The sequence below is a fragment of the Paenibacillus sp. FSL P2-0322 genome (assembly GCF_037975315.1).
Lineage (GTDB): Bacteria > Bacillota > Bacilli > Paenibacillales > Paenibacillaceae > Paenibacillus > Paenibacillus polymyxa_B.
In genome coordinates this window covers 1,142,501-1,154,823 of record NZ_CP150243.1, presented here as the reverse complement: position 1 = coordinate 1,154,823, position 12,323 = coordinate 1,142,501, and the positions used below count along the sequence as shown (strand labels likewise).

The window sequence follows — 12,323 nt, the reverse complement described above, 5'->3', positions numbered from 1 at the left end:
ATACTGCCCCAAAATCTATTTTTAGGGCAGTATCAACATATCTCATTATTTTTCTATTTTTATAGTTCTTGAATTGTTGGACGAATAATCATCTCATTAATTGCTACATCGGCTGGCTGTTCAATTGCAAATGCTATGGCACGAGCAATGTTAGAAGGCTCGATAGCAATTTTCATAACCTCATTAATTGCTGTTTTTAACTCTGAGTTTGAAATTGCTGCTGTTAATTCTGTATCAATCGATCCTGGCGAGACAATAGTCGTTCGAATATTGTTGATACACTCTTCTCTACGAAGGCCTTCTGTAATGGCACGCACAGCAAACTTTGTACCACTATAAACTGAACTAGCAGGGAATACTAAGTGCCCTGCTATAGAGGAAACGTTAATGATATGCCCTTCTCTTCTTTCTCTCATGGTTGGAAGAACGGCAGCAATACCATAAAGTACACCCTTTATGTTAACATCCACCATCAAATCCCATTCTTTGATTTTCTTTTCATGAACAGGGGATAACGGCATGACTCCTGCATTATTGACCATTACGTCTATTTTTCCAAACTCTTTAAGCGCATAATCCGCTAACTCTTCCATCTGCTCATGTGAGGAAACATCCGTCACTTTATAAACAGCTTGCCCGCCATTATTTTGAATTGCTTCTTGCAGCTTTTGCAAACGAGCTTCACAACGAGCGGCCAGTACCAGCTTCGCACCTTTAGAGGCAAGTTCTTTTGCAGTCGCTTCTCCAATTCCACTTGAGGCACCTGTAATAATGACAACCTTATCTTGAATATTTGACATATAATTCACATCCTTTCTTGATGAAAACGTGATAACAATAAAAATGTTATTCTTCGATATGAAACCATGGACCTGAAGCTTGGATGACACCCCAAAGTTTTTCCGGAAGCTCAAGCTCACTAACTTTTGAAGCCTTTATCGCTGTTTGGATTTCAGACTCTTGTCCACTTTGAACCTTTTCTACCCAGTCTGGATTCATGATTAACGTATGACCAATAGCCGCTAAGGACAGCCCCTTATCTAAAGCCGTTACAACGTCATCCGGAGTGTCCATAGCACCAGCTGCCATTACAGACAATCTGCCATTTACATGTTCTATAATTAATTCAAGATATGTTTTTTCATCCTGACTATCGAACGGCTTTAACGAGAGCGCATTTACGAGTGAAGCATGCACATAATCGACACCTTCTTCAATCAGGTGATCAATTAATGTATAGGTATCTTTCATTCGCAGACCACCTTCAATTGGTTCATCAGGAGAAAGCCTGTAACCCAATATAAACGGTTTTGTAGCAAATTTTCGAATCACATTTTTCATTTCTTGAATAACCGCCAACGGAAAGCGCAAGCGATTTTCTAAAGAACCTCCCCATTGATCCTCACGTCTGTTGAAGAATGGAGAAAAGAAGTTTTGCAGCAAAAATCCATGTGCACCATGAATTTCAACGCCATCAAATCCTGCTTCAATGGCTCGTCTTGTTGTTTCTCCAAATGCACGAATTACTTCCATGATCTCATCATGTGAAAGTGCTCTCGGCAAAACAGAAGGAGCAAATGCCGTAGCTTCAGTCTGTACAGCACTGGAGCTTACCACATCTCCATTTGGAGTTAAGGTCGGAAGTGCTTTGTTGCCTGCGTGGAAAACTTGAAGTACCGCAGGAGCTCCTCCACTTTTCGCCGCATCGGCTAATTTTCGTAAACTTGGAATAAATGTATCGTCATAGCCTGCAAATTCATGCGTAAAACCTATACCGTTTGGTTGGACATGCGTACAGCCTGTTATAACCAAACCTACACCGTTCACTCTTTTTTTATAATAATTTACTTCTTCATCTGAAATCGTGTAATCGTCATTACTGGCCCAAGTTGTCATAGGCGCCATAATGACTCGATTTCTAAGGTCGATTCCATTTTTGAGTGTAAAGGATTCAAATAGTTTGTTATATTTTGCGTTCATTTTCTAACCTCTTTCTAGTTATTCATTTATAAACTGTAGTAATTGTTGTCTTAAGTTAAAGCATTTATTCGCATTCCCAGAGGAGATTACCAGTTGATGAGCGCTCACAACATTGGTACAATGACATCATAAAGTATTCGAGTAACTCGAAGTCAATAGCAAGGAGGTTCGAAATTTTGAATCAGACATTACATGAACCAAAATATACGGTAAAAGATGTATCTGAAATAACTGGCCTTACAAAACATACGATCCGTTACTATGATGACCAACAATTAATACCTTTCGTTTCGAGAGACGGCAGAAACAATCGCTTATTCTCTGAACATGATCTGGATTGGTTGCGAATGGTGCATTGCTTTCGTATTTCAGGATTGCCGATTTCAGAAGTCAAACATTACATTGCTATGTGTTTGCAAGGTGATGAGACGATTCCTGAAAGGGCTGAGCTTGTTGTAAAACAAGAAAAAGAACTAGAAGCGAAGATCCATGAGTACAACCTTCAATTAATGCACATAAAAGAGAAGAAGGCTTACTACGAAAGTGTTTTGGCTGGTCAATTAGACGATACCTGGAATCCAGTTAACAATAACCCAGAATGTGGAGAAAAGTACGATATACCGGAACATATCAAATCAGCGTCAAAAGTTCATGCTTGATCTTAGAAGATAGTCTACGGCTTCGAGTACACTCGAAGTCAATTTTTTTGTGTATTTAATTTTGACGGATATTGCACCAATCTGCCTGTTACTTCAATGAAAGAGGGAGCATTTGCCGCGGCAGTGTGCTCCCTGTTCTAAATTCAACTATCGTTTTCCGTTAGTTGAACCCCGAATTAAATTAAGTTGTAGGTGGTAGTGAGAGGATTAGGCAAACATTTGGCACGAACGGGATAACGATCGCTTTGTCATCTGGTGCATAATAAGGATGTGAAGTGGGTGTCTGTTATGAATATGGATTGTAGTTGATTTACACATAATAATTAAAAATACTGGAGGATTTTATATGCAAAAAGTAACTTTGAACAATGGTGTTGAGATGCCTATACTCGGTTTTGGTGTTTATCAGATCCAAGATGCAAATGAATGTGAACAAAGCGTTTATGACGCTATTATGGCAGGCTATCGTTTGATAGATACCGCTGCCTCTTATTTAAATGAAGAAGCAGTTGGCAGAGCGATTAATCGAAGTGGCGTGACAAGAGAGGAGTTATTTATCACTACGAAACTTTGGGTTCAGGATACTGGTTATGAGCGTACAAAAAAGGCATTTGAAAAATCACTGGAAAGATTGCGGTTGGATTATTTGGATTTGTATTTAATTCACCAGCCATATGGAGATGTGTTTGGTTCTTGGCGAGCTATGGAGGAATTGTATCGTGAAGGAAAGGTCCGTGCAATCGGCGTTAGTAACTTCCATGAGGATCGCCTGATCGATTTGATTATTCATAATGAAGTAGTTCCTGCCGTAAACCAGGTTGAAACGCACCCATTCAATCAGCAAATTGAAAATGCAAAATTCATGAAAGAGAATAATGTTCAGATCGAATCCTGGGCGCCTTTTGCTGAAGGGAAAAATAACTTGTTCCAGCATGAGATATTGGCAGCCATAGCTGAAAAGTATAATAAATCCGTTGCTCAGGTGGTTTTACGCTGGTTGACACAAAGAGAAGTTGTTGTGATTCCAAAGTCCGTTCGTAAAGAAAGAATTATCGAAAACTTCGATATCTTTGACTTTGAGTTAAGCCATGAGGATATGGAGTCGATTACTACGTTAGATACGAAACAGAGCCTGTTCTTTTCACATCGCGATCCTGACATGGTGAAATGGATCGGTAGCCGTAAACTCGATATCTAACCCTCTTTCAAAAGATCACCCGTAGGTTTTGATTACGGCAAAAGAACCAACAATTTAACAATAACCGTTAGAAGTATGGAGTAGATGCCCTAAGGAAATCTACTCCTCTTTTTCGTTTGCGGTATCAATGTATTTATTGAACTATCGTTCCCCGTTAGTTTAATACATTTATCAAAGAAGGGACGTCCCCCATCACAGATGTCTGGAGAAACGCCCCTGTCGGCGGTGATCGCTACAAAGCAATACATTTATGTCGTAGGAGCACAATGTCCCCTTACCAAATTATTGCACCGCAGAAATATTGAGGGCGGCCTCTATTTGATATTGGCATTATTATCGAAAAATACTGCATTTCTTTCCCTCTATGCAACCTGCGTAATAACAAGGTGCGCGGAAACTGGTCTTGTTCCTCCAGCTAATGGAGTGATCGTGAGTGCCGCGGCATTGCCAGCAGGATTTCGCACTGTGAGTACTGAATTAATGACCGTTGTTTGTACAAGAGCCATTCCTACTATTTGAGAAGTACCTGTTGCACGCCCGACCACCGTATAAGCCAGGTCAGCGCCGTTGAGTGTTAAAATGAGTTGACCCGGTTCGTTTACACCTACCTGAAACAAAACCTGATAAGTGCCAATTGTAGCCAAGTTAAAAGAACTCGCATTTATACGGGTAATTGCAGTCCCACTGATTGGACCATCTTGCGGAAAACTCACGTCCGTGTCGGGAGCAACAGTTGCTGCATTATCAGGAGGCATCAAGGCAAAGAAATCTGCAAAGCCTAATACTCCACCTGCTGGTCCTGCTGCTCCTGTTGCTCCTGCTGCTCCTGTTGCTCCTGTTGCTCCTGCTGGACCTGTTAGCCCTGCTGCTCCTGCTGGTCCCGCTGGCCCTGCTGGTCCTGCTGCTCCTGCTGGTCCCGCTGGCCCTGCTGGTCCTGCTGGTCCTGCTGGTCCTGCTGGTCCTGCCAATCCAGCTGCGCCAATTGCTCCTGCAATCCCTGCAAGTCCCTGTGGGCCAAGTGCTCCTGCAAGTCCTTCGGGGCCAAGTGCACCTATCGCTCCTGCAATCCCTGCCAGTCCTTGGGGACCAAGTGCTCCTGCAAGTCCTTGAGGGCCAAGCGCCCCAAGTGCTCCTGCAATCCCTGCAAGTCCTTGGGGACCAAGTGCTCCTGCAAGTCCTTCGGGGCCAAGTGCGCCTATCGCTCCTGCAATCCCTGCCAATCCTTGGGGGCCAAGTGCTCCTGCAAGTCCTTCGGGACCAAGTGCTCCTATCGCTCCTGCAAGTCCTGCCAATCCTTGGGGGCCAAGTGCTCCTGCAAGTCCTTCGGGACCAAGTGCGCCTATCGCTCCTGCAAGCCCTGCCAATCCTTGGGGGCCAAGTGCTCCTGCAAGCCCTTGAGGTCCAGCTTCTGCAATTGCTCCCGCAAGTCCTTGAAGTAATTGCTGACCTTTAGGTGGGGGACACGGTACCCGCACTATTTTTTTAATAACTAGAAGACGTCGTTTCTTTTTTTTCCCTTTTGGATGGCAAACAATTGCGGTTTTCTTTTTGCACGATTTTTTTTTATCCAGAAAACTCAACCGTTTCTTTTTTCTTTTCTTTTGGATGGCAAACAATTGTGGTTTTCTTTTTGCACGTTTTTTTTTATCCAGACAACTCAACAACGACACCTCCCTATAAATATGGTTCAGTGTACGTGAGTTGTTTATTTTAGGCATGGACGAATAGCCGGTTATTCGCTAGACTAAAAACCATTTTTAGAATATTGGGTGTTTAGTAGGGTGATGTTATACCACAAGCCACAACACTATTTCAGTATGATTACATAATTTAAATCATCCTTCATTGCGTCAACCTAAGTCACATTTGGGTCTTTTTTTGTACCTCACAGTGGCAGTGTGCTCCCTGTTCTAAATTCAAATATCGTTTCCCGTTAGTTGAATCATTTCTGTGATTGATCCACCTTGTAGATTCTTCTGGTAAGCGCCTGGTCATCATCTGTCCATGATATTTGGAGCTGTTTGCGGGTTTTTGAGTGCAGGCAGTAGAATGCCATCGATTAGCACTGTGAAGAAAGGCTTGTCGAACGGTTTGCGCTGGATGAGTCCGCGAAAGGAAGCCATTGAAGTAATGACCTGACAAGCCATCTCAATGTCCGCGTGAGCGGGAATTTCACCGCGGACGACGGCTCGGTTCATAAGCTCGCGGTTCACAACAACCCATGGCTCGAAAATCCCGGCTGTTCCTGCTTCGGCAAATTCCGGATGCTGCAAAAAGGAGCCTAGGCCCGCTAGGACACGAAATTTTCGTTCAATCGTAGAGCTTTGTCCTTCGGTACACGGTGAGGGTGACACAGGATTTGTGCCGAGACTGATCAACATTGCCAAAACGAAGGGCTTCTCAGCCTATGTGGAAGAGGGGACCAACCGCTGGCCGGCTGTGCACCGCCTTGACGCCGCACATCTATACCGCCTTGCGTTAGAAAAGGCGCCCGCAGGTTCACGACTAAATGGGGTCGCAGATGAAGGAGTGCCATTTCGCGACATCGCAAGTGTTATCGGTAAACACCTGAACGTGCCTGTAGTCAGCATTTCCCGTGAAGAAGCAGACACCCACTTCGGCTTCCTCAGTACACTTGCAGCGCTCGATATCCCAAGATCAAGCGTTGCAACTCAGGAACTTCTGGGATGGCGGCCTGTGCAGCCTGCACTAATCCACGACCTCGAACAGTCTCACTACTTCAACAACTGATTGGAGGCGAGACCGAGAATCGATCATGGGCCGCTTAATAAAGCACTTGAGAAAAGCGAAGCAAGACATAGACTAGCAACAACATGTATGAAATAGAAGTTTGGATATTAAAACACGAGATCAACACGAATGTATACCACACTGAGTGTTGTTATCTTCATTCGCATCGAACTATTCTGGCTAATCGTATTGTTAGGTCACTTCCCCCAAGAAAATTTTTCGTCTTTACTTATGGTATGGTTCACCACGTTGGCTGAAGGGCAAGTTCTCGAAAAGTAGCCTCCTTATCAGAGACTACCCGCGATCTTCCTGTATGATAATCATATGATAAGCGGTATCTTTCCCTATTATTTCTAGCATTTTCTCAATCAAAATTGCTTTTCATCATTCCTTCAAAGAAAGGGCCATCCTTTTGCGGGATAGCCCTTTCTTTGATTTCACATTTTTTTGCAAAGAGAATAAGGGGATGGATTCCTCCGTTTGCGCTTTTGCTTACTTTAATATTGTCCTTTAATTACAAAAGAAGCCCCGGATTGTTCCAGCTAGTTTAGACTCCTGCCTAGCAAACTTAAACTTCTCTTCTAACTCTTTTGGTACCTCCATCCCCTCAGAAAGCTTAAAACCAACGGCCCGCTTTTTAGAGTCATCCACCGTATACATGACATTGATTGCAAGACCATCCTCATAAAAAACGTAGGTGAATTGGATATTTTCCACTTGAAAACGCGACGTTTCTAAAGGTTTAGCCGCAAACGCATTATCACGTTCTTCTATCAAAATTCGGTTCACATAATCAAGGCTCTCCTGGCTTTCGCTAGCGGGTACAACCGTAAATTCATACTTGTATTTATTCATAAAATAACGGGCTTCATTAGCACGTAAACCCGCAAGCGCTTCTGCTACAGGTGAAGACTCTAAACCAACCGTAGACACATCTTTAAAATCAACCAGATACGACAATTTCTATTCCTCCTCTTCTCTCTTTACGCCCTAACAGCAGGAGTCCACATTTCACCAAAATCGATTCAAGAGAAGATTTGAATGGCGAATTTGTTAGTTAGTTTGTTAAATAGTGTTCACATAGACTGGTATTCACCAACACCGCTTTAAATATTCGACCAGCGAGACAATACGATGCTGCCTATAGTTCCTTGAGGTCGGGAAATTAAGGACTCAGAGTATGTCCTACCAAAAAAATCTCGGCCTGTGCCCTGTACTTCCATTAAGGAGGTTCAGATTCACAAGCCAAGACATTTTCATTCATGATGGTGGCCGTTAGGCCATGTTTGTTTGGGAAAGCCCCTCTGCATGGAAGGGGAATACCTGCATACGTAAACCAAATGAGTACGAAGCCTATGTGCTCGGCACCACCCGAGCGACTTCTTCGTTACCCGGATCGGATATCTTCAACTGTTGAAGTAGTGACCCTGTTCGAGGTCCGGGATCAGAGCGGGGTGTACTGGCTGCTTCTCAGACGAAGATGACTCGGTCAGCGCTTCGCTCAAAGCCCATTGACCGATAGTTAAGCAGATTGAAGGTCTGGATCTGGAGCGGTTGCTTCTCTCGCCGATAACAAAGTTAGGTTGCGGGGTGCAGGAGGTGGGGCAATTTCTGATGAGATTTTCTGTCTGCATGCTGATATTTCCTTCAAGAACTGAACTGCGAACTGAAACTTAAGTATATGGAGGAGATCAGAAAATAAGAATTCTGGAAGTTGCCTATGTATGTTAATAACGCAAAGGAACGGAGGAGATTGCCTTGGAGTTTCTACTGGTTGTCATGTGGATAGGAATAGTTTAAAAGTAAAAAAGAAGAGATGGCATAAAAATAAGCCATCTCTTCTTTTTCATCTATATAAAGCGGGTTATGGGAATCGAACCCACGCTACCAGCTTGGAAGGCTGGAGTTCTACATTGAACTACACCCGCCATTAATTTATCGGGACGACACGATTTGAATACACGACCCCCTGGTCCCAAACCAGGTGCTCTACCAAGCTGAGCTACATCCCGAAATAGATGCCGGTGAGAGGACTCGAACCTCCACGGTTTCCCTCACGATTTTGAGTCGCGCGCGTCTGCCAATTCCGCCACACCGGCTTATGAAGTTAATGGCGTCCCCTGAGAGATTCGAACTCCCGACCTTTTGATTCGTAGTCAAACGCTCTATCCAGCTGAGCTAAGGGGACTAATAAGTGGAGCGGACGACGGGAATCGAACCCGCGACCCTCGCCTTGGCAAGGCGATGCTCTACCGCTGAGCCACGTCCGCAAAAACAAGATGCGCGTGGAGGGACTTGAACCCCCACGTCAATGACGCTAGATCCTAAGTCTAGTGCGTCTGCCAATTCCGCCACACGCGCATGAATACAATGGGAGCCATGAAGGACTCGAACCTTCGACACCCTGATTAAAAGTCAGGTGCTCTACCGACTGAGCTATAGCCCCATCTAAAAATTTAATTTTGTATGTATAATCAATAGCCTGATAGGCGAAAAAAAATCCCCATTATGGGGTTGCTTGGCGGCGTCCTACTCTCCCAGGACCCTGCGGTCCAAGTACCATCGGCGCTGGAGGGCTTAACGGTCGTGTTCGGGATGGGTACGTGTGGAACCCCTCCGCTATCGCCACCAAACATGAATTTACATCGTAAATTCTTTAACAGGAATCAGCATCGCCAAATGCTGTGTGTTCGCTTGTTTCATATAAGCTACTTGAGCTTATACAATACAAAACTTACACCCTGAAAACTGGATCCGAAACTTATTTGCGTTTTATTTTAGGATAAGCCCTCGACCGATTAGTATTGGTCAGCTCCATGCATTACTGCACTTCCACCCCCAACCTATCTACCTCGTCGTCTTCAAGGGGTCTTACATACTGGGAAATCTCATCTTGAGGGGGGCTTCACGCTTAGATGCTTTCAGCGCTTATCCCTTCCGTACATAGCTACCCAGCGGTGCTCCTGGCGGAACAACTGGTACACCAGCGGTACGTCCATCCCGGTCCTCTCGTACTAAGGACAGCTCCTCTCAAATTTCCTACGCCCACGACAGATAGGGACCGAACTGTCTCACGACGTTCTGAACCCAGCTCGCGTACCGCTTTAATGGGCGAACAGCCCAACCCTTGGGACCTACTTCAGCCCCAGGATGCGATGAGCCGACATCGAGGTGCCAAACCTCCCCGTCGATGTGGACTCTTGGGGGAGATAAGCCTGTTATCCCCAGGGTAGCTTTTATCCGTTGAGCGATGGCCCTTCCATGCGGTACCACCGGATCACTAAGCCCGACTTTCGTCCCTGCTCGACTTGTAGGTCTCGCAGTCAAGCTCCCTTCTGCCTTTGCACTCTTCGAATGATTTCCAACCATTCTGAGGGAACCTTGGGGCGCCTCCGTTACTCTTTAGGAGGCGACCGCCCCAGTCAAACTGCCCACCTGACACTGTCCTCGCACCGGATCACGGTACCAAGTTAGAACCTAGATACGATCAGGGTGGTATCCCAAGGATGCCTCCTCTCAAGCTGGCGCTCAAGGTTCAACGGCTCCCACCTATCCTGTACAGATCGTACCCAAATTCAATATCAAGCTGCAGTAAAGCTCCATGGGGTCTTTCCGTCTTGTCGCGGGTAACCTGCATCTTCACAGGTATTAAAATTTCACCGGATCTCTCGTTGAGACAGCGCCCAAGTCGTTACGCCATTCGTGCGGGTCAGAATTTACCTGACAAGGAATTTCGCTACCTTAGGACCGTTATAGTTACGGCCGCCGTTTACTGGGGCTTCGGTTCATAGCTTCGCCCGAAGGCTTACCACTCCCCTTAACCTTCCAGCACCGGGCAGGCGTCAGCCCGTATACTTCGCCTTGCGGCTTCGCACAGACCTGTGTTTTTGCTAAACAGTCGCTTGGGCCTTTTCACTGCGGCCCCCTCGGGCTATTCACCCTACCGAGGCACCCCTTCTCCCGAAGTTACGGGGTCATTTTGCCGAGTTCCTTAACGAGAGTTCTTCCGCGCGCCTTAGAATTCTCTTCTCGCCTACCTGTGTCGGTTTGCGGTACGGGCACCTTCTCCTGGCTAGAGGCTTTTCTTGGCAGTCTGAGATCATGACCTTCGCTACTACAATTTTCGCTCCCCATCACAGCCCAGCCTTAACGATGTGCGGATTTGCCTACACACCAGCCTCACTGCTTAGACGGACATCCATCAGTCCGCGTCACTACCCTACTGCGTCACCCCATCGCTCATAACGGATTACGGTGGTACAGGAATTTCGACCTGTTGTCCTTCGACTACGCCTATCGGCCTCGCCTTAGGTCCCGACTTACCCTGAGCGGACGAACCTTCCTCAGGAACCCTTAGGCTTTCGGCGGATCTGATTCTCACAGATCTTTTCGTTACTCATACCGGCATTCTCACTTGAATGCAGTCCAGCGCTCCTTACGGTACACCTTCAACCCGCATTCAACGCTCCCCTACCCCTGATGCAAGCATCAAGCCATAGCTTCGGTGGTGTGTTTAGCCCCGTTACATTTTCGGCGCAGAGTCACTCGACCAGTGAGCTATTACGCACTCTTTCAATGGTGGCTGCTTCTAAGCCAACATCCTGGTTGTCTGTGCAACTCCACATCCTTTCCCACTTAACACACACTTGGGGACCTTAGCTGATGGTCTGGGCTGTTTCCCTTTCGACAATGGATCTTAGCACTCACTGTCTGACTCCCGGAACTAAATCTATGGCATTCGGAGTTTGACTGAGCTTGGTAACCCTTGCGGGCCCCGCACCCAATCAGTGCTCTACCTCCACGATTCTTTTTTCCGAGGCTAGCCCTAAAGCTATTTCGGGGAGAACCAGCTATCTCCGGGTTCGATTGGAATTTCTCCGCTACCCCCACCTCATCCCCGCATTTTTCAACATGCGTGGGTTCGGGCCTCCAGTGCGTGTTACCGCACCTTCACCCTGGACAGGGGTAGATCACCCGGTTTCGGGTCTACGTCCACGTACTCAAGATCGCCCTATTCAGACTCGCTTTCGCTGCGGCTTCAGCTCTTCACCTTAACCTTGCACGGGAACGTAACTCGCCGGTTCATTCTACAAAAGGCACGCCATCACCCATAGATCGGGCTCTGACTTCTTGTAAGCACACGGTTTCAGGATCTATTTCACTCCCCTTCCGGGGTGCTTTTCACCTTTCCCTCACGGTACTGCTTCACTATCGGTCGCCAGGGAGTATTTAGCCTTGGCAGATGGTCCTGCCGGATTCATACGGGGTTTCACGTGCCCCGCACTACTCGGGATCCGTCTCGGAGAGAACAAGTTTTGAACTACAGGGCTTTTACCTTCTCTGGCGGGCCTTTCCAGACCTCTTCATCTAACCGGTTCCTTTGTAACTCCATGTGAGACGTCCCACAACCCCAAGGAGCAAGCTCCTTGGTTTGGGCTAATCCGCGTTCGCTCGCCGCTACTGACGGAATCACTATTGTTTTCTCTTCCTCAGGGTACTTAGATGTTTCAGTTCCCCTGGTCTGCCTCTATTCTGCCTATGTATTCAGCAGAAAGTGACTGTCGATGAAGACAGCCGGGTTTCCCCATTCGGACATCCCCGGATCAAAGCTTGCTTACAGCTCCCCGAGGCCTTATCGTTGTTCGCCACGTCCTTCGTCGGCTCCTGGCGCCTAGGCATCCTCCGTGTGCTCTTTGTAGCTTAACCTAGTATTTACATCGTAAATACGATTCGCT

At 46.4% G+C, this 12,323-nt stretch carries 8 protein-coding genes, 7 tRNA genes, 2 rRNA genes and 1 pseudogene; 4 read left to right on the top strand and 14 right to left on the bottom strand.

Annotated elements, in window-relative coordinates:
• Positions 1 to 59: 59 nt before the first annotated feature.
• Both MKY24_RS05285 and MKY24_RS05280 read right to left on the bottom strand, forming a co-directional pair.
• Positions 60 to 800 carry an SDR family oxidoreductase gene (locus tag MKY24_RS05285; RefSeq protein WP_339201523.1) on the bottom strand — a complete coding sequence of 247 codons (741 nt, stop codon included), beginning with the start codon at positions 798 to 800 and terminating at the stop codon, positions 60 to 62.
• A gap of 46 nt (positions 801 to 846) precedes the next feature.
• On the bottom strand, positions 847 to 1,980 hold the full coding sequence (locus MKY24_RS05280; RefSeq protein ID WP_076157685.1) for an NADH-dependent flavin oxidoreductase: 1,134 nt from the start codon (positions 1,978 to 1,980) through the stop codon (positions 847 to 849).
• 176 nt (positions 1,981 to 2,156) lie between these two features.
• On the opposite strand from MKY24_RS05280, the gene MKY24_RS05275 reads away from it, so the two are divergent.
• Together MKY24_RS05275 and MKY24_RS05270 are read left to right on the top strand one after the other, a co-directional pair.
• Positions 2,157 to 2,639: a MerR family transcriptional regulator gene (locus MKY24_RS05275; protein ID WP_023987240.1), complete on the top strand. Its 483-nt coding sequence runs from the start codon at positions 2,157 to 2,159 to the stop codon at positions 2,637 to 2,639.
• A 346-nt stretch (positions 2,640 to 2,985) separates the two neighbouring features.
• Complete coding sequence (locus MKY24_RS05270; RefSeq protein ID WP_339201522.1) at positions 2,986 to 3,837, top strand: aldo/keto reductase; 852 nt, start codon at positions 2,986 to 2,988, stop codon at positions 3,835 to 3,837.
• Between the two features lie 362 nt (positions 3,838 to 4,199).
• Here MKY24_RS05270 and MKY24_RS05265 read toward each other — a convergent pair whose 3' ends face one another.
• Positions 4,200 to 5,312, bottom strand: a complete 1,113-nt coding sequence (locus MKY24_RS05265) for a collagen-like protein (RefSeq protein ID WP_339201521.1) — start codon at positions 5,310 to 5,312, stop codon at positions 4,200 to 4,202.
• A 519-nt stretch (positions 5,313 to 5,831) separates the two neighbouring features.
• The gene (locus MKY24_RS05260) at positions 5,832 to 6,191 is read right to left on the bottom strand and encodes a TetR-like C-terminal domain-containing protein (RefSeq protein WP_339201519.1); all 360 of its coding nucleotides are present in this window, start codon (positions 6,189 to 6,191) and stop codon (positions 5,832 to 5,834) included.
• Between the two features lie 7 nt (positions 6,192 to 6,198).
• Here MKY24_RS05260 and MKY24_RS05255 point away from each other — a divergent pair, with 7 nt between their 5' ends.
• On the top strand, positions 6,199 to 6,588 hold the full coding sequence (locus MKY24_RS05255; protein ID WP_226887791.1) for a hypothetical protein: 390 nt from the start codon (positions 6,199 to 6,201) through the stop codon (positions 6,586 to 6,588).
• 497 nt (positions 6,589 to 7,085) lie between these two features.
• Here the strand turns inward: MKY24_RS05255 and MKY24_RS05250 are convergent.
• Positions 7,086 to 7,548 (bottom strand): annotated as a pseudogene (locus tag MKY24_RS05250) (phage tail protein).
• 380 nt (positions 7,549 to 7,928) lie between these two features.
• On the opposite strand from MKY24_RS05250, the gene MKY24_RS05245 reads away from it, so the two are divergent.
• Positions 7,929 to 8,072, top strand: a complete 144-nt coding sequence (locus tag MKY24_RS05245) for a hypothetical protein (RefSeq protein ID WP_155613648.1) — start codon at positions 7,929 to 7,931, stop codon at positions 8,070 to 8,072.
• A 374-nt stretch (positions 8,073 to 8,446) separates the two neighbouring features.
• On the opposite strand, the gene MKY24_RS05240 is transcribed toward MKY24_RS05245, so the two are convergent.
• The 9 genes from MKY24_RS05240 to MKY24_RS05200 all read right to left on the bottom strand — a co-directional run bounded on the left by MKY24_RS05240 (position 8,447) and on the right by MKY24_RS05200 (position 12,294).
• A tRNA-Gly gene (locus MKY24_RS05240) sits at positions 8,447 to 8,516 on the bottom strand.
• A gap of 10 nt (positions 8,517 to 8,526) precedes the next feature.
• Positions 8,527 to 8,600, bottom strand: a tRNA-Pro gene (locus MKY24_RS05235).
• 7 nt (positions 8,601 to 8,607) lie between these two features.
• A tRNA-Leu gene (locus MKY24_RS05230) sits at positions 8,608 to 8,687 on the bottom strand.
• A 12-nt stretch (positions 8,688 to 8,699) separates the two neighbouring features.
• Positions 8,700 to 8,776, bottom strand: a tRNA-Arg gene (locus tag MKY24_RS05225).
• A 7-nt stretch (positions 8,777 to 8,783) separates the two neighbouring features.
• Positions 8,784 to 8,858, bottom strand: a tRNA-Gly gene (locus tag MKY24_RS05220).
• A 10-nt stretch (positions 8,859 to 8,868) separates the two neighbouring features.
• Positions 8,869 to 8,949: transfer RNA gene (locus MKY24_RS05215), tRNA-Leu, on the bottom strand.
• A gap of 11 nt (positions 8,950 to 8,960) precedes the next feature.
• A tRNA-Lys gene (locus MKY24_RS05210) sits at positions 8,961 to 9,034 on the bottom strand.
• A gap of 70 nt (positions 9,035 to 9,104) precedes the next feature.
• Positions 9,105 to 9,221, bottom strand: a 5S ribosomal RNA gene (gene rrf, locus MKY24_RS05205).
• Positions 9,222 to 9,366: 145 nt separating this feature from the next.
• Positions 9,367 to 12,294, bottom strand: a 23S ribosomal RNA gene (locus tag MKY24_RS05200).
• Between the last annotated feature and the right edge of the window lie 29 nt (positions 12,295 to 12,323).

Bases quoted from the DNA above. Each gene is read 5' to 3' on its own strand.
- MKY24_RS05285 (WP_339201523.1), bottom strand. From the start codon at position 800: ATGTCAAATATTCAAGATAAGGTTGTCATTATTACAGGTGCCTCAAGT.
- MKY24_RS05270 (WP_339201522.1), top strand. From the start codon at position 2,986: ATGCAAAAAGTAACTTTGAACAATGGTGTTGAGATGCCTATACTCGGT.
- MKY24_RS05245 (WP_155613648.1), top strand. From the start codon at position 7,929: ATGAGTACGAAGCCTATGTGCTCGGCACCACCCGAGCGACTTCTTCGT.
- MKY24_RS05280 (WP_076157685.1), bottom strand. From the start codon at position 1,980: ATGAACGCAAAATATAACAAACTATTTGAATCCTTTACACTCAAAAAT.